At 74.6% G+C, this 16368-nt stretch carries 12 protein-coding genes; 11 read left to right on the top strand and 1 reads right to left on the bottom strand.

Translation table 11 applies throughout. The features are described from left to right. Positions 1-282: 282 nt before the first annotated feature. The 3 genes from OIU81_RS24535 to OIU81_RS24525 all read left to right on the top strand — a co-directional run bounded on the left by OIU81_RS24535 (position 283) and on the right by OIU81_RS24525 (position 3929). Entirely contained in the window at positions 283-1476 is a 1194-nt protein-coding gene (locus OIU81_RS24535) for an ROK family transcriptional regulator (protein WP_443074037.1), read from the top strand. A 162-nt stretch (positions 1477-1638) separates the two neighbouring features. Next, entirely contained in the window at positions 1639-2958 is a 1320-nt protein-coding gene (locus tag OIU81_RS24530) for a 6-phospho-beta-glucosidase (protein WP_329151310.1), read from the top strand. Further along, the gene (locus tag OIU81_RS24525) at positions 2949-3929 is read left to right on the top strand and encodes an N-acetylglucosamine kinase (protein WP_329151309.1); all 981 of its coding nucleotides are present in this window, start codon (positions 2949-2951) and stop codon (positions 3927-3929) included. The genes OIU81_RS24530 and OIU81_RS24525 overlap by 10 nt, the downstream gene beginning before the upstream one ends. 84 nt (positions 3930-4013) lie before the next feature. Here OIU81_RS24525 and OIU81_RS24520 read toward each other — a convergent pair whose 3' ends face one another. Then, positions 4014-4367 (bottom strand): hypothetical protein, encoded by a 354-nt coding sequence (locus OIU81_RS24520; protein WP_329151308.1) that lies wholly within the window; start codon positions 4365-4367, stop codon positions 4014-4016. 390 nt (positions 4368-4757) lie between these two features. Here OIU81_RS24520 and OIU81_RS24515 point away from each other — a divergent pair, with 390 nt between their 5' ends. The 8 genes from OIU81_RS24515 to OIU81_RS24480 all read left to right on the top strand — a co-directional run bounded on the left by OIU81_RS24515 (position 4758) and on the right by OIU81_RS24480 (position 16281). Beyond that, positions 4758-6131, top strand: coding sequence for a hypothetical protein (locus OIU81_RS24515; protein ID WP_329151307.1), 1374 nt, complete (start codon positions 4758-4760; stop codon positions 6129-6131). Positions 6132-6157: 26 nt separating this feature from the next. Further along, positions 6158-7174, top strand: a complete 1017-nt coding sequence (locus OIU81_RS24510; protein ID WP_329151306.1) for a glutamate ABC transporter substrate-binding protein — start codon at positions 6158-6160, stop codon at positions 7172-7174. A gap of 148 nt (positions 7175-7322) precedes the next feature. Beyond that, entirely contained in the window at positions 7323-8648 is a 1326-nt protein-coding gene (locus tag OIU81_RS24505) for a hypothetical protein (protein ID WP_329151305.1), read from the top strand. Further along, positions 8645-11230 (top strand): serine/threonine-protein kinase, encoded by a 2586-nt coding sequence (locus OIU81_RS24500; RefSeq protein WP_329151304.1) that lies wholly within the window; start codon positions 8645-8647, stop codon positions 11228-11230. Before OIU81_RS24505 ends, OIU81_RS24500 begins: the two co-directional genes overlap by 4 nt. Positions 11231-11405: 175 nt before the next feature. After that, positions 11406-12671 (top strand): PP2C family protein-serine/threonine phosphatase, encoded by a 1266-nt coding sequence (locus OIU81_RS24495; RefSeq protein ID WP_443074036.1) that lies wholly within the window; start codon positions 11406-11408, stop codon positions 12669-12671. Positions 12672-12812: 141 nt separating this feature from the next. Further along, positions 12813-14162, top strand: coding sequence for a vWA domain-containing protein (locus tag OIU81_RS24490; RefSeq protein WP_329151302.1), 1350 nt, complete (start codon positions 12813-12815; stop codon positions 14160-14162). A gap of 60 nt (positions 14163-14222) precedes the next feature. Further along, positions 14223-15746, top strand: coding sequence for an FHA domain-containing protein (locus tag OIU81_RS24485; protein ID WP_329151301.1), 1524 nt, complete (start codon positions 14223-14225; stop codon positions 15744-15746). A gap of 130 nt (positions 15747-15876) precedes the next feature. Beyond that, complete coding sequence (locus OIU81_RS24480; RefSeq protein WP_329151300.1) at positions 15877-16281, top strand: globin; 405 nt, start codon at positions 15877-15879, stop codon at positions 16279-16281. Positions 16282-16368 lie beyond the last annotated feature (87 nt).

The following is a 16368-nucleotide window of genomic DNA, read 5'->3' as shown; positions in this document are numbered from 1 at the left end:
ACCGTTGACGCCTTCCCGGCGCCCGCCTACCGTCCTGTGAAGGAATGGGAAGGTTTCTTAACAGTCTGGTTCTCACCAGTCTGGTTTCTTAGCAGTCTGGTTTCTCAACAGTTGTCTCGGCAGCCTTTTCCAGCGAGGGCTCGGCAGTCCTCTCCACAGATTTCTCGGCAGCTGGCCGGGCAGATGTTTCGGCCGTTTTCTCGGCGGATGCGGCCGTGACGGCAGGCAGGGCGGATACGCGGTGGCCGGGGGTCCCGGACACCGGGGAGCGGGGTGACGGTCATGGCCGGTGGGCAGCGGGCACGGGGCACTCCGGGGACGCCGCGGGTGCTGCGGGCCATGAACGACCGGGCCGCGCTCGATCTGCTGGTGTCGCACGGGCCGTTGACCCGTACCCGGATCGGGGAGCTGACCGGGCTGTCCAAGCCCACCGCCTCGCAGTTGCTGGCTCGGCTGGCGGACGCGGGGCTGGTGCGGACGACCGGGAGCGTGACCGGACGGCCCGGGCCCAGTGCGCAGTTGTACGAGCTCAATCCGGCGGCGGCGCAGGTCGCCGCGCTGGCCGTCGACCGGCGGGGCATCACCGCCGCGGTCGCCGACCTCAGCGGGCGGCTGCTCGGCGAGGAACGCGTCGGCACCGAGACCGCGGGCGAGGAGGCGCCACGCATTACGGCGCAGCTGGTCGCACGGGCGCTCGACGGGGCGCTGGTCAGGGCGGGTCTGACCCGCGACCGGCTGCACGGTGCGGTGATCGGCACACCCGGTGCACCGGATCCGCGGACCGGACGGCTGCGCCACGCACCGCATCTGCCGGGCTGGCAGTCGCATGCGCTCCAGGAAGAGCTGACCGGGGTGCTGGAGGTGCCGCTCACCGTCGAGAACGACGTGAATCTGGCGGCGGTCGCCGAGCAGTACGACGGCGCCGCGAGGGGCGTCGACGACTTCGTGCTGGTGTGGGTCGACGAGGGGGTCGGCGCCGCGCTCGTGCTCGGCGGCCGGCTGCTGCGCGGAGCCACCGGCGGCGCGGGCGAGATCGGTCATCTGCCGCTGCCCGGCGCCCCGTTGTCCCGCGGCGGCGACCGCAGCGCCGCACGGCCCGACGCCGGCGGCGGCTTCCAGAGCCTGGTCGGCTCGGCGAGCGTGCGTGCGCTGGGCCGGGAGCACGGCGGACCCGGGGTGCGTACGGTTGCCGGGGCGCTGGCGCACGAGGCGGTGCGCGCCGAGGTCGCGCGGCGGCTGGCGACCGGGCTCGCGGCCGTGGTCGCGGTCGTCGATCCGGGGCTGGTGGTGCTCTCCGGTGAGGTGCCGCAGGCCGGCGGGGAGGCGCTGCGCGCCCTGGTCGAGGCGGAGTTCACCGGTCTCGCGCTGCCCCGCCCCGCGCTGCGCCTCAGCCGGCTCGACGGCGATCCCCTGCTGCTCGGCGCGCTGCGGACGGCGCTGGCCCAGGCACGGGAGGCGGTGTTCCGAACCGGCTGAACACACCACGGACCGGCGCCCCGGCCCGCACCACCCTCTGCCGACGGCACCGCCGCCGCCACCACCACTCCCCGAGCCCCCTTTTCTTCCCGCTCCCTCTTCTTCCCACAGAAGACCTTCGTCGAAGGCGTCACGCACCACGGAGTGAAGGGCTGACCTTGTATGCCGTCTCCCGAGGAACGCACCCCGCACCCCCGCGTCAAGCTCGCCGTGATCGGCGGCGGCTCCACCTACACCCCCGAACTCATCGACGGCTTCGCGCGGTTGCGTGACGTCCTGCCGCTGGAGGAACTCGTCCTCGTCGACCCGGACGCCGGCCGGCTGGAGGTGGTGGGCGGCCTGGCCCGGCGGATCTTCGCCCGGCAGGGGCACCCGGGCCGGATCTCCTGGACCGGTGACCTGGACGCCGGCATCGACGGTGCGGACGCCGTACTGCTGCAACTGCGGGTCGGCGGTCAGGCCGCCCGCCTCCAGGACGAGACCTGGCCACTGGAGTGCGGATGCGTCGGGCAGGAGACCACCGGCGCCGGTGGTCTCGCCAAGGCGCTGCGCACCGTGCCCGTCGTCCTGGACATCGCCGAGCGGGTGCGCCGCCGCAACCCCGGTGCCTGGATCGTCGACTTCACCAACCCCGTCGGCATCGTCACCAGGGCGCTGCTCACCCATGGCCACCGGGCCGTCGGGCTGTGCAATGTCGCCATCGGCCTGCAGCGCACCTTCGCCGCGCTGCTGGGCGTGCCCCCCGAGCGGGTCGAGCTGGAACACCTCGGACTCAACCACCTCACCTGGGAGCGCGCGGTGCGCGTCGCGGGGGAGGACGTGCTCCCCCGGCTGCTGGCGGAGCACGGCGACTCCCTCGCCGGGACACTGCGACTGCCCCGCCCCCTTCTCGACCATCTCGGCGTCATCCCCTCCTACTACCTGCGCTACTACTACCGGCATGACGCCGTCGTACGGGAGTTGCGCACCGAGCCGCCCCGCGCGGCACAGGTCGCCGCCCTCGAACAGCAACTGCTCGGCATGTACGGCGACCCGTCTCTCGACGAGAAACCGGAACTCCTCTCCCGGCGCGGCGGCGCCTACTACTCCGAGGCCGCGGTCGCCCTGACCTCCTCGCTGCTGGGCGGCGCCGGGGGCACCCAGGTCGTCAACACCCGCAACGACGGCACCCTGCCCTTCCTCCCCGACGACGCGGTGATCGAGGCCCCCGCGACCGTGGACCCGGCGGGCGCCGCTCCGCTGCCCGCTCGCCCCCTGGAACCGCTGTATGCCGGGCTGGTCTCCCATGTCACCGCCTACGAACATCTCGCCCTGGAAGCGGCCCTGTTGGGCCGGACCGGCCGGAACACCGGCCGGGCCGACGGGCGCAGGGCGGTGTTCGCAGCCCTTCTCGCTCACCCCCTCATCGGCCAGAGCGACCACGCGGACCGGCTCGCCGACGAGCTGATCGCGCACAACCGGGACCACCTCCCATGGGCCTGACCGGCACGGCGCTCGCCGTGGACGCGGGCAACACCAAGACCGATGTGGCACTGGTGGCCACGGACGGCACCCTGCTCGCCGCGGCGCGCGGTGGCGGCTTCCGGCCACCGGTGGTGGGCGCCGCGCGGGCGGTGGACGTACTGGCCCACCTGGTGGACTCGGTAAGGGAACAGGCGGGGCTCCCGGGCCCTGTCGGACATCTCTCCGCCTTTCTCGCCAACGCCGATCTCCCCGTCGAGGAAGCGGGCCTGACCGCCGAGATCTCCGGCCGCGGCTGGGCGCACACGGTCGCTGTCCGCAACGACACCTTCGCCCTGCTGCGGGCCGGGCTGCCGGACGACGGGGAGCCGCTGGGCGTCGCCGTGGTCTGCGGGGCCGGCATCAACTGCGCCGGCCTCGGACGCGGAGGGACCACCGCCCGCTTCCCCGCCGTCGGCCGCCTCTCCGGTGACTGGGGCGGCGGCTCCCACCTCGCGGACGAGGCGCTGTGGTCCGCCGCCCGCGCCGAGGACGGCCGCGGCGCGCCGACCGCGCTGGCCCGCGCCCTGCCCGCGCACTTCGGGCTGGCGACCATGCCGGACCTGATCGAGGCACTCCACCTCCGCACCGTCCCCGGCCACCGCCGCCATGAGCTGGTCCCGGTGCTCTTCGCCGTCGCGGCATCCGGGGACGCCGTGGCCCGCACGCTCGTGGCCCGTCAGGCCGAGGAGGTCGCCCTGATGGCCACCGTCGCCCTCCGGCGCCTCGGTCTGCTCCACGAACCCGCACCCGTGATCCTCGGCGGCGGCGTCCTCGCCGCCAGGCACCCCCTCCTCGACGAACGGGTCGGCCAACTCCTTTCCGAGCACGCCCCGAAGGCCGTCCCACGGCTGGTCACCGCCCCACCGGTCCTGGGCGCCGCCCTCGACACCCTGGACCGGGCGGGCGCGACGGCGGTGGCCTATGAGCGGTTGAGAGGAGCCTGGGCGTAGGCGTCGAGGACAGCCGGAGGCTCCATGGGCCACCGGAGAGCACCAATCGCCGCCGAAAGGGCAGTTGCCTGCGCCCGGCGCCCCTCACCCGACGCGCACGCTGTCCCCCTGTCGTGTCTCCGTACGCTCTCCCGGGGCGAGGACGAGGCCCGCGGCGGGGGCGGGAGTGGGGGACGGGGCGGCCGGATCGCCCGGCGGGGCGGGTGAATGGTGACTATTGCGTTCTGTGACGATGGTGAGGTGGCGGTCGGTGTCGTTGATGATGAGGGTGGCGGACCCGTCCGCGCGGTGGTCAAGGGGGTAACTGCCCTCGGGGTCGATGTAGGTCGTGCCGCCAATGGTCAGGAAACCGCTGGCCGTTGAGGGGGTGTGGGGATCGGTCGCGTCGTCGGACGTGGTGGCCGTGAACCGGGCGAGAGGCCTTTTCCAGCGAGACATGAGCATTCCTCCGAGCGTCGGGCACGGCGGGGAGCCGTGCCGGTGGCGAGGGGCGAGAACCACCCTTCGTCACTCAGCGTAATCGAGTACGAGGGCCCGGACAGCGGCGTGTGGGAGTGAAGCAGGGGGCGCGGAGGGAGTGAAGTGCGCCGCCGCGGCCGTGCGGAGCTGTGGGGAGCGGCGCGAAGCCGTGAAGAGCCCGCCGGCCCCGCCGGCCCCCGCGGCCCCGCGCCCCCTCTCCGTCGGTCGCGATCCGAACAAGATCAGGGCAATTGCGGTGTGTGTGTCAGCGGCTGCGGACATACTGCTGCCCATGCACCAGTCCTTCGCGTGAGCGCTCCCGGCGCGGGCGCGGAGGCCGTCCGCAGTCAGCGACCAGGGGGAGGTTCCGTGTCGACCAGCAGCGTCTCGCCGCCCGTGCCGCGGCGCAGGACGGCCTGGGCCGAGGGGCTGGACGAGGTGCGCGCCGCGGCGACGACCGAGCCCGGCCGGCTGCGGGTGATCGGGGCCGTACTTGCCCTGCTGGTGGTGGTGTTCGGGGCCGTCACGGCCTGGCAGGTCTCGGACCGGGCGGCGGCCGCCGACGATGTGGTGACCCACAGTCAGCCGCTGACCTCGGACGCCGCGAGCATCTACCGTTCGCTGGCGGACGCCGATACGACGGCCGCGGTGGGCTTCCTGGCCGGCGGCGAGGAGAGCCACGCGACGCGTGAGCGGTATGCCACCGATATCGCGACGGCGTCCGCACTGCTGGTCAAAGCGTCGGCGAACAGCCGGGGCGCGGACGAGGCGGGTGCGCAGATGGCCAGGCTCAACAGCCGGCTGCCGCGCTACACGGGCCTGGTCGAGACCGCGCGGGCGAACAACCGGCAGGGGCTGCCGCTGGGCGGCGCCTATCTGCGGTACGCCAACAACCAGATGCGCACGGAACTCCTCCCGGCCGCACGGGCGTTGTACGACGCGGAGTCGGACCGGCTGACCGCGGACTACGACAAGGCCAAGGCCTGGCCCTGGTACGCACTCGCGGCCGGTGCGGTGGCGATCGGTGCGCTGGGATGGGCCCAGCGGCGGCACTACCTGCGGACCAACCGGGTCTTCAACCGCGGGCTGCTGGCCGCCACGGCGGCCTCCGTCGCGGTGCTGCTGTGGCTGGTGGCGGGCCACCTGACGGCGCGGGCGGAGCTGACCGCTTCCAACGAGCACGGCGCCCGGTCGCTGCGGGTGCTCAACGAGGCGCGGATCGACGCGCTGCAGGCGCGCGGGGACGAGAATCTGACGCTGGTGGCGCGCGGCGCGGTGCTGACCGAGGCCCGGCAGGACTTCTACGAGACCGGTTTCCGTTCGGGCATGGCGGACCTGGCGGGCCCGGGTGAGCACGGCGCGGCCTCGGCGCACAGCCGGCTGGGGGCGGCGCTGGCGCTGGCGGACGACGAGGCCGGGCGGCGCCCGGTGCGTGCCGCGCTCGCTCAGGTACGGCAGTGGCAGGTGCGGCACGCCCAGGCCCGGGCGGCGGACGACAAGGGGGACTACGAGGGGGCGCTGGCCAAGGTGATCGGCCCGGACGGGTCCACCGGCGCGTCCTTCGACCGGGTGGCGGCCGGGCTCCAGCAGGCGCTGGAGCACGAGCAGGCGCAGTTCCGGTCGTCGGCGGACGCGGGCCGCGGCGCACTGGCCGGACTGCCGGTGGGGGCCGGGGTCCTGGCGGCACTGGGGGCGGCGGGCGCCGTACTGGGGATCGGGCGCAGACTGGCGGAGTACCGGTGAGGGGGCCTGGTGAGGGGGAGAAGCGGATGCACGCGCGAGGGCTGAGCAATCTGCGTGCCGTCATGGCACCGGTCGCCTCGGGCATGTGCGTGATGGCGGCCGCCGCGGCCGTACTGGTGCCGGCGCTGGGCCACACGTCCGGGCACACGGGACCCGTCCGGCACGGTGCGCCCGCGCCCGCGGCGCCGCACGGCGTGCCCCGCCCGGGGGCGGTACCGGCCGCCGCCGCGCAGTGCACCGCGCGCAACGCCGCGGAGAGCCTGCGGCCGTCGTCGACGGACGGGGCGGCGGTGTCGCGGATCAAGGAGAAGGGCCAACTGGTCGTCGGGGTCGACCAGAACACCTACCGCTGGGGGTACCGCGACCCGGCCACCGGCAAGCTGGCCGGCTTCGACATCGACCTGGTGTGGGCGATCGCCCGGGACATCCTGGGGCCGGACCCCGATGTCGTCTTCAAGGCGGTGCCGACCGCCGAGCGGGTGCCGGCGCTGCAGCGGCACACCGTCGACTTGGTCGTGCGGACGATGACGATCAACTGTGCGCGCAAGGCGCAGGTGGCGTTCTCCACCGCGTACTTCCAGGCGGGGCAGCAGGTACTGGCCCCGAAGGCGTCGAAGATCAAGGCGTTCGACGATTCGCTGCGGGGCAAGCGGGTGTGCACGGCCGCGGGTTCGACGGGCGAGAGTGAACTGCGCAGGCAGCGGCACGGCGCCACGGTCCTGACGATGCCCAATCAACTCGACTGCCTGGTACGGCTGCAGCTGGGCGAGGCCGATGCGGTGGTCACGGACAACGCGCTGGCCGCGGCGCAGACGGCCCAGGATCCGACGGTGGAGCTCAAGGGCCGGCCGTTCACCGATGAGCCGTACGGCGTGGCGATGAACCAGGGCGACACGGATCTGGTGCGGCGGGTCAACAAGGTCCTGGACGACTACCGGGACGGCGGCAGCGACGACAGTGCCTGGATGCGGGCGTACCGCAAGTGGCTGAAGGCCGATCTGCCGGGCATATCGGGGCCGCCGCCGCCGGAGTACAGCGACTGATCGCCCCAAGGAGCGGTGTACGGCGGATGATCGCCCCATGAAGCGGTCCGATGGCGGCACTATGGAGGGGGACCGGGGAGGAGCTGACCGCGGCGGCCGGACGCCGCAGCAAACGCCGTGCACCGTACGCGTATTGGAGAGGTGATCGATGGGGGTCCCTGGACCCTTCCCCGGCACGCCGGGGAGGCCCGATGCCCCGGCGCCGGACCGGGAAGCGGTGGATCGCGCCCTGGACCGGCTCGGTGCCGAGTACGAGGCGATCGAGACCTCGCTGCTCGCGTTGCAGGACCACGCGGGACGCCGGCTCCTGGAGGGCGCCGACCTGACCGGCACCACCAAGGAGCGCTGGGCCGCCGCGGAGCGGTCCATCACGGTCCTGTGGTCCCTGTTCGACGCGTACACCGCGGCGTTGGAGCAGGCGCGTGCGCTGCGTGCGCGGCACCGCTGGCCCTCGGCACAGGAGCTGACGGAGCTGACGGAGCTCCTGTACGGCGACGCGGTGACGGTGCCGGGTGCGGCCGAGGCGGGCAGTGGCCCCGGGGACGGCCCGGCGGGGCCCGGTGAACGGTTCAGCCTGGTCGGGCTGGTCGAGCGGATGAACGGGCTGTACGCCCGGTCGCTGGACGTCATCGTCGCCGCCGACGCGGTCTGGTCGACGCTGCCGGCCCGGATAGATCTGCTGTCGGCCGAGTTGCAGCGGACGCGGTCGCTGGCGCATTCGGTGGGCGTGCGCCCTGGGGAGCATCCGGCGGGCGACGACCTGGAGCGGATCACCGGCGAACTCCTGCGGCTGCGCGCCCGGGTGATCGAGGACCCGCTGGCCTTCTGGGTGTCGTCGTCGACGGGGAGTTCGGCGCCGGGCGGCGGCCGCCCGGACACCGAGCGCTACGACCGTGCGGCCCGTGCGCTGGAGGACATCCGGCGGGAGGTCGCGGCGGTACTGGACGTACGGCAGGACGCCGAGCGGCGGCTGATGCAGCTGCGCGACGTGCTGTCGCGGGCGGACCGCACCCTGACCGAGGCGCGGCAGGCCCGCGGCGAGGTGCTGGCGAAGATCGCCGCGTCGGAGGTGCCCGCGGTCAGCGGCCCGTCGGCGGCGCTGCACGAACAGCTGTCGGCGGCCGCCGACTACCGCAGACGGGCACAGTGGCACCGGCTGTCGCCGCTGCTGGAAAGCCTGGAGGAGGAGGCGGAGGACGAACTCCACCGCGCCCGTGAGTCGTTGACGGCGGTGACCGCGCCACTGGCGGTGCGCGCCGAGCTGCGCGGCCGGCTGGACGCCTACCACGCCAAGGTCGCACGCCACGGCATGGCGGCCGATCCGCTGCTGATCGAGCGCTACGACCTGGCACGCCGGATGCTGTGGAGCGCGCCGTGCGATCTGCGGGCGGCCGGGCAGGCGGTGTGGCGCTATCAGCAGGCCACGGTGGAGGCGCTGGCCGCACCGCAACTGGAGGGGAGGGGGGATTCATGACGCGGCGCGCCGAGGAGCACTGCCAGCGGCGGGACTGCGCGGGCAGTTACGAGGACGTCGGCGGCGGTGAGCTGTACTGCGACCTGTGCGGGCTGGCGCCCGTGGTCTCACCGGGCGGCCTGTTGTCCTCGCCGCCCACGGGTCTGACGGGCCGGGTGCCCACTGACCCTACGGACACCGCCGCCGCCCGGGAGGCGGCCGGTGCCCTGCTGACGGTCCCCTCCCCCGCCCCGGGTTCGGGCGGCACGGCGCCGTCCGCCCGCACGGCGCCGTCCGGCTCGGCGCCCTCCCGCCGCTCGGTGTCCGGGCGGCTGACGCCCCCGTCCTCCGGCGGCGGCCCGGCCCGCGGAGTGCCGGCGGTGTCGGTGCACCCCCAGGGCAGCGGCCCGTCCTCCGGTTCCGTGCGCGGGCGGCTGGGCGCGGGCCTGGTCGCCGTGCCGGAGGTGCCGCGGCCCGATCCGGCCACGGCGGTGCTGGAGCACCCGGAGGTCCCCGAGCGCAAGCGGTTCTGCAGCCGTACGGAGTGCGGCGCGCCGGTCGGCCGGGGGCGTGGTGACCAGCCGGGCCGTACGGAGGGCTTCTGCGCCAAGTGCGGCCAGCCGTACAGCTTCGTGCCCAAGCTCCGGCCCGGCGAGATCGTGCACGACCAGTACGAAGTCGTCGGCTGTCTGGCGCACGGCGGACTCGGCTGGATCTATCTGGCGACCGACCACGCCGTCTCCGACCGGTGGGTGGTGCTCAAGGGACTGCTGGACACCGGCGACGAGGAGGCGCTGGCGGTGGCGGTGTCCGAGCGGCGCTTCCTCGCCGAGATCGAGCACTCCAACATCGTCCGGATCTACAACTTCGTGGAGCATCTCGACCGGGCGACGGGCAGCCTCGACGGCTACATCGTCATGGAGTACGTCGGCGGCAAGTCGCTCAAGGACCTCGCCAACGACCGGCGCACCGCGCAGGGCAGGCGCGATCCGCTGCCGGTCGCGCAGGCCTGCGCCTACGGCATCGAGGCGCTGGAAGCCCTCGGCCATCTCCACAGCCGCGGCTATCTCTACTGCGATTTCAAGGTCGACAACGCCATCCAGCAGCACGACCAGCTCAAGCTGATCGACATGGGCGCGGTGCGCAGGATGGACGACCACGAGAGCCCGATCTACGGCACGATCGGCTACCAGGCGCCCGAAATCGCCATGCTGGGCCCGTCGGTCGCCTCCGATCTCTACACCGTCGCGCGCACCCTCGCCGTCCTCACCTTCGACTTCCAGGGCCATACGAACGTCTTCGCGGACTCGCTGCCCGATCCGGACCACATCGAGGTGTTCCGCACCTACGAGTCCTTCTACCGGCTGCTGGTGCGCGCCACGGACCCGGACCGGGCCCGCAGGTTCGCCTCCGCCGAGGAGATGGCCGAGCAGCTGACGGGCGTGCTGCGCGAGGTGGTGGCGCTCCAGTCGGCGGAGCCGCGGCCCGCGCTGTCGAAGCTGTTCGGGCCCGAACTCCGCGTGGTCGACACCGAGGTGATGGCGGCGGCGGAGGGCGACAGTTCCCTGCTGGGCGGGCGCGGGGCGGCGCCCGCCGGGGAAGGGACGGCGCGCCGCGGCCCCGCACTGCGCCCCCTGGACGTCGCCGCCACCGCCCTCGCGCTGCCGGTGCCGCGGGTGGATCCGGGCGACCCCCACGCCGGGCTGCTGGCCGGGCTGCTGGCCGCCCCGCCCGCCGAGCTGCTGGGCGCCCTGCGCTCCGCGCCGGAGCCCTCCCCGGAGTTGCGGCTGCGCGAGCTGCGCGCCCAACTGGAGACCGGGGACGGCGCGGCCGCGCGGTCGGCGCTGGAGGCGCTCACGGCCGGACCCGCCGCGCCGGGCGGCCCGCGGTCCGGCGACGGCGGCGCGGACTGGCGGGTGGTGTGGCACCGCGGGCTGCTGGCGCTGACGGCGGGCGACCGCGAGGGCGCCGCGCTGGCCTTCGACGCGGTCTACGACGCCTTCCCCGGTGAGCCGGCACCGAAGCTGGCGCTGGGTGTCTGCGCCGAGCTGCTGGGCCAGCTGGACAACGCCGTGGAGTATTACCGCCTGGTGTGGACGACCGACCGCAGTTATGTCAGCGCCGCGTTCGGGCTGGCCCGGGTGCGGCTGGCGGCGGGCGACCGTACGGGCGCGGTCGAGGCGCTGGAGTCCGTCCCGGAGTCGTCCATCCATTACGTCGCGGCGCGGATCGCCGCGGTCCGCGCCCGGCTGCGGGATCGCCCCGCCCGTGACCCGCTGCTGGCGGATCTGCGGGCGGCCGCCGACGGGACCGAGGCCCTCGCGGCCTTCGGTCTGGACGCCGAGCGCCGGGAGCAACTGGCCACCGAGGTACTGGGCACCGCCCTGGACTGGGTACTCTCCGGTAGCCACGGTGCCGGGCCGCCCGGCGCGGTGGCCGCGCAGGAACCGCCGGCGCTGCTCGGCAGCCCGCTGGACGAACGCGGTCTGCGGTTCGGCCTGGAGCGGTCGTACCGGCTGCTCGCGCGGCTGGCGCAGCGTGGTGAGAAAAGGATCGAACTGGTGGAACGGGCCAACCGCTTCCGCCCCAGGACGTGGGTGTGACATGGGTGTGACTGGGCCGGCCCGGTGTCCGGGCTGTGACGAACCGCTCGCTGCGGGGGACAACTTCTGCGGGCGGTGCGGCGCCGCACTCCTGGCGCCCGCCGCGCCGTCGGCGTACGGCGCCCCACCCGTCCCCGGCGCCCCGGCGGTACCACCCCCGCCGCCCCCGCCCCCGATGCCTCCCGGGCCGCCCGCCCCGGCCGGCGGCACGGGCCGTGCCGGACCCGCCGAGCCGCCGCCGGCTCCGCAGGACCGCCTCCCCTACGGGGACACCGGCACCCCGCCGGTGCCGCGGCACGCCCCGCCGGTACCCACTCATGCGCCGGCGGTGCCCGGCCCCGCGCCGGTGACCGACGCCCCGCCGCCGCCCGTCGACCCGCGCGTGGCGGGATACGGGGCGGCCACCGGGGGCGGCGCCGGTGCGGACGCGGAGCCCGCTGCGCCGGCCACGGAATCCGGTGCGCCCGGTGCGCCCGCGGACGGTGCAGCCGCGGCGACGGGACCGACCGGCACCCCCGCCCACGGCACCCCGCTGTGCTCCGCCTGCCGGTCCGGCGCCGTGGACGCCGACGGCTACTGCCTGCGGTGCGGCCAGGCCCGGCCCCCCGCCCGTGACCACATGGAGTGCGAGGTGGGCGGTGTCGCGGCAGTCAGCGACCGCGGCCACCGCCACCACCGCAACGAGGACTTCTTCGCCCTGCGGGCCACCGCCCTCCCCGACGGCGGCCCCGCCGTGGTCGCGGTGGTCTGCGACGGCGTCTCCTCGGCGACCCGCCCGGACGAGGCCTCCGCCGCCGCGTCCGAGGCGGCGGGCGAGGCGCTGCAGGCGTCCCTGCCGCACGGCACCCATCCCCAGCAGGCCATGCACGAGGCCATCCTGGCGGCCTCCTCGGCGGTCGACGCCCTCGCCGCCGACGACTCCCCGGCGCAGGACGAGCACCGTCAGCAGAACGCCCCGGCCTGCACCTTCGTCGGCGCGGTGGTCGGCGGCGGCCTGCTGACCGTCGGCTGGGTCGGCGACAGCCGCGCCTACTGGATCCCCAACGACCGTACGGCGCCGCCCGCCCGGCTCACCGAGGACGATTCCTGGGCCGCCCAGATGGTCGCCAACAACCTGATGTCCGAGGCCGAGGCCAACGCCGATGAGCGGGCCCACGCCATCACGGGCTGGCTCGGCGCGGACGCCTACGAGGTCGAGCCGCACACCGCCACGTTCCAACCGGACGGTCCCGGTGTCGTGGTGGTGTGCACCGACGGGCTGTGGAACTACGCCGAGACCGCGGAGCAGATGGCCGCGGTGCTGCCGTACGACTCCCCCAGCCGGCCGCTGGACGGCGCCCGGGCGCTGGTCACCCACGCGCTCGACGGCGGCGGGCACGACAACGTAACAGTGGCGCTGGTGCCGTTCCCCGCACCGGCTGTGCGGGCAGGATCGGCCTGACCTGCTCACCACCGAATGAGCCGGACGCCGGTGGGAGGCGCGGCACCCCGCGCCCCGCGCCCCGTACGACGCACCACGGTCCCGGCACCACGCGCCACGGGCACCGGCCGGCCGGTCACGGCGTCCCAAGGAGCGCAACGGATGGCCCATTTCGCCAAGTCCCCGGTGCCGCGTTTCTCCGCCGAGGTGTACCAGAACCCCTACCTCCCCGAGGGCGGGCGTGAGGTGCACGCCGTCGTCACGGTCACCGCGACCGGGGGCGGCACGACCGGCGGCCGGCCGGTACCCGCGGGCGGCGCCGGCCGGCCCGACGCCGGCGTGGTGATCATCGTCGACTGCTCCGGGTCGATGGACCATCCGGCGGCGAAGATGCGCGGCGCGCGCGAGGCGACGGCCGCCGCCCTCGACGCGGTGCGCGACGGTGTCGGCTTCGCGGTGGTGGCCGGTACCCACCGGGCCGTGGAGGTCTACCCCGGCGGCGGCCGGCTGGCCGTGGCCGGTGCGGACACCCGGGCCCGGGCCGGGGAGGCGCTGCGCGCGCTCGGCACGGGCGGCGGCACGGCCATCGGGAGCTGGCTGCGGCTGACCGGACGGCTGCTGTCGTCCGCCGGGGCCGGCATCCGGCACGCCATCCTGCTCACCGACGGCCGCAATGAGCACGAGTCGCCGCAGGAGCTGCGCGCCGCCCTGGACGCCTGCCACGGCTCCTTCACCTGCGATGCTCGGGGCGTCGGCACGGACTGGGAGGTCAAGGAGGTCACCCAGATCGCCTCGGCACTCCTGGGCACCGCCGACATCGTCGCCGATCCGGCCGGGCTGACCGCCGACTTCACACGGCTGATGGAGGCGGCGATGGGCAAGGAAGTCGCCGATGTCGGGCTGCGGCTGTGGACCCCGCTGGGCGCCGAGACCGTCTTCGTCAGGCAAGTGGCACCCACGGTGGCGGACTTGACCGGCCGGCGCCGGAAGTCCGGGCCGCGGTCGGGGGACTATCCGACCGGCTCCTGGGGCGACGAGTCCCGCGACTACCACCTCTGTGTCCGCGTCCCGGCGGCCGGAATCGGCCAGGAAATGCTGGCCGCCCGTGTGTCATTGATCATCTCCGGCCCGGACGGGGACCCGGCCGGTTCGCCGCCACAGCCGGTGTCGCAGGCGCTGGTACGGGCCGTGTGGACGGACGACGCGGCCGCCTCCACGTCGATCGATCCGCAGGTGGCGCACTACACGGGGCAGGCGGAACTGGCACAAGCGATTCAACAGGGGCTCGATGCGCGCAAGTCGGGTGATACCGGCGGTGCCATGGCGAAACTGGGCCGCGCGGTACAGCTGGCCGGGAGCTCGGGCAACGAGGAGACTGCGAAACTGCTTGCGAAGGTGGTGGACGTCGTCGACGCGGCGACCGGTACTGTGCGACTGAAGACGACGGTCGCCGAGGCGGACGAGATGACTCTCGAAACCCGCTCGACAAAAACCGTTCGTGTGAAGAAATAGCCACGATCAGTACCGAGCAGTACCACCGAGAGAAATCGGTACGGAGGGGGAAGAACCGACATGCCGACCTGCCCGAGCGGCCACCAGTCGGTGGCCGAAGACTGGTGCGAGGTGTGCGGCCAGCGGATGGCGGGTGCTGTGCCCCCGCCGCCCTCCCTGCCTGCGGGATTCCTCAACGCACCGCCCGGACCGCCGCCCGGCCAGCCCGGACCGCCGCCCGGACCGCCCGCCCCGCCGCAGGGCCGGCCCGGCCCGCCGCCCGGCGGCCCCGGCTTCGGCAACCCCGGCCCCGGTGCGCACGACCACCAGGGCGGCCAGGGCGGCTACGGCTTCCCGCCCCCCGCACCGGGCCCCGACAACTCCGGTGGCCAGGGCGGTTACGGCTTCCCGCCCCCGACACCCGGCCCCGGCCCGGACCGCTCCGGACAGCCCGAGACCTGTCCGCAGTGCGGTACGCCCCGCGAGGCGATGGCGCCGTTCTGTGAGGGGTGCCGCTACAACTTCCTCACCAACTCCCCGACGTCCTACGCGCCGCCGCCCGGACAGCAGCCGGGCCCGCCGCCCGGCGCCCCCGGCCCCCAGGGCGGCCAGGGCGGCTACGGCTTCCCGCCGCCCGCACCGGGCCCGGGCCCGGGCCCGCAGGACGGATACGGCTTCCCGCCGCCGCAGCCCCAGCAGCCCCAGCCCCCGCAGCAGCAGGGCATGCCGGGAGGCGGCCCCGGCGGCATGCCCGGCCAGGGCGGCTTCCCCGACCAGGCCGGCCCCGGCGGCTTCCCCGACCAGCCCGGTCCCGGCGGCTACCCCGGACAGCCCGGCCCGGGCGGCTACCCCGGTCAGCCCGGCCCGCCGCCCGGCATGCCCGGCCCCGGCCCGGCCGGTCAGCCCGGTCCGCCGCCGCAGCAGAGCGACGACTGGCCGCTGAGCCCGCCGAACGCCCAGGCCGCACCGCCGCCGATGGCGCCCGCGCCGCCCGGGCCGGGCCCGCAGGCCCCGTTCGAGCAGCAGCTGCCGCCCGCGCCGTTCCCGCCGCAGGACCAGAGCCCCTACGGGCAGCAGCCGCCGGCTCCGTACGAGCAGCAGCAGATGCCGCAGCAGGGACCGGACCAGCAGTGGCAGGGCGGCCCCGGCACCGGCCAGGGTCCCGCGGCGCCGCCGCAGGGTCCGCAGCCGGTCGTCGGCACCGGCTGGGTGGTGGCCATAGCGCCGGACCGTGAGTACTTCATGGCGATGATGGGCCGCAGCGGCCCGGAGGCGGCGGGGCTCAACCTGCCCGCGTACTCCCCCGAGCAGGTGCTGCCGCTCGCCAACGGCCAGATCGCGATCGGCCGCCGCCGGAACAGCACCGGTGAGGCCCCGGACATCGACCTGGGCAGCACGCCCGAGGACCCGGGCGTCTCGCACCAGCACGCGCTGCTGGTGCAGCAGCAGGACGGCAGTTGGGCGGTGGTGGACCAGAACTCCACCAACGGCACGACGATCAACCTCGCCGAGGACCCGATCCAGCCCTATGTGCCGGTCCCCCTCCACGAGGGCGACCGGGTGCATGTCGGCGCCTGGACGACGCTGACCGTCCGCCGCGGCTGAGCCCGCGCCGGCATCCGGCGACCCCGGGGCGTGATCAACCGATCACGCCCCGGTGGTATGTGCGGACCCGGGGCGTTCGCTTCGACCTACGTCCGGAGTCCTCGGCCGCCGTGTCTGCCACCATGGACGGGTGAACAAGATTCCGCGCGGCACGCTCGAGGAGCAGACCTTCTACGAACAGGTCGGTGGCGAGGAGACCTTCCGGCGCCTGGTGCACCGCTTCTACCAGGGAGTCGCCGAGGACCCGCTGCTGCGGCCGATGTACCCCGAGGAGGACCTCGGCCCGGCCGAGGAACGGCTCGCCCTGTTCCTCATGCAGTACTGGGGCGGCCCCCGTACGTACAGCGACGGCCGTGGACACCCCCGGCTGCGGATGCGGCACGCCCCGTTCACCGTCGACCGGGCCGCACACGACGCCTGGCTGCGGCACATGCGCGAGGCGGTCGACTCCCTCGGCCTGTCCGAGTCGCACGAGACGCAACTGTGGAACTACCTCACGTACGCGGCCGCCACGATGATCAACGCCGCGGACTGAGAAACACCTCACAGCGATCGACGCCCGGCCACGGCCGTCATGTTCCGGCCAAGACCATCCACAGCCCACTCCCCCCACGCTCCTCGT

The sequence above is a fragment of the Streptomyces sp. NBC_01454 genome, from assembly GCF_036227565.1.
Classification (GTDB): Bacteria; Actinomycetota; Actinomycetes; order Streptomycetales; family Streptomycetaceae; genus Streptomyces.
The sequence above is the reverse complement of the archived record's forward strand: the minus strand, read 5'-3'. Positions and strand labels throughout refer to the sequence as shown.

Coding starts and splice junctions, on each gene's coding strand:
- OIU81_RS24535 (WP_443074037.1), top strand. CDS start 283: ATGGCCGGTGGGCAGCGGGCACGGGGCACTCCGGGGACGCCGCGGGTG.
- OIU81_RS24530 (WP_329151310.1), top strand. CDS start 1,639: ATGCCGTCTCCCGAGGAACGCACCCCGCACCCCCGCGTCAAGCTCGCC.
- OIU81_RS24525 (WP_329151309.1), top strand. CDS start 2,949: ATGGGCCTGACCGGCACGGCGCTCGCCGTGGACGCGGGCAACACCAAG.
- OIU81_RS24520 (WP_329151308.1), bottom strand. CDS start 4,367: ATGTCTCGCTGGAAAAGGCCTCTCGCCCGGTTCACGGCCACCACGTCC.
- OIU81_RS24510 (WP_329151306.1), top strand. CDS start 6,158: ATGCACGCGCGAGGGCTGAGCAATCTGCGTGCCGTCATGGCACCGGTC.
- OIU81_RS24505 (WP_329151305.1), top strand. CDS start 7,323: ATGGGGGTCCCTGGACCCTTCCCCGGCACGCCGGGGAGGCCCGATGCC.
- OIU81_RS24500 (WP_329151304.1), top strand. CDS start 8,645: ATGACGCGGCGCGCCGAGGAGCACTGCCAGCGGCGGGACTGCGCGGGC.
- OIU81_RS24495 (WP_443074036.1), top strand. CDS start 11,406: ATGCCTCCCGGGCCGCCCGCCCCGGCCGGCGGCACGGGCCGTGCCGGA.
- OIU81_RS24490 (WP_329151302.1), top strand. CDS start 12,813: ATGGCCCATTTCGCCAAGTCCCCGGTGCCGCGTTTCTCCGCCGAGGTG.
- OIU81_RS24485 (WP_329151301.1), top strand. CDS start 14,223: ATGCCGACCTGCCCGAGCGGCCACCAGTCGGTGGCCGAAGACTGGTGC.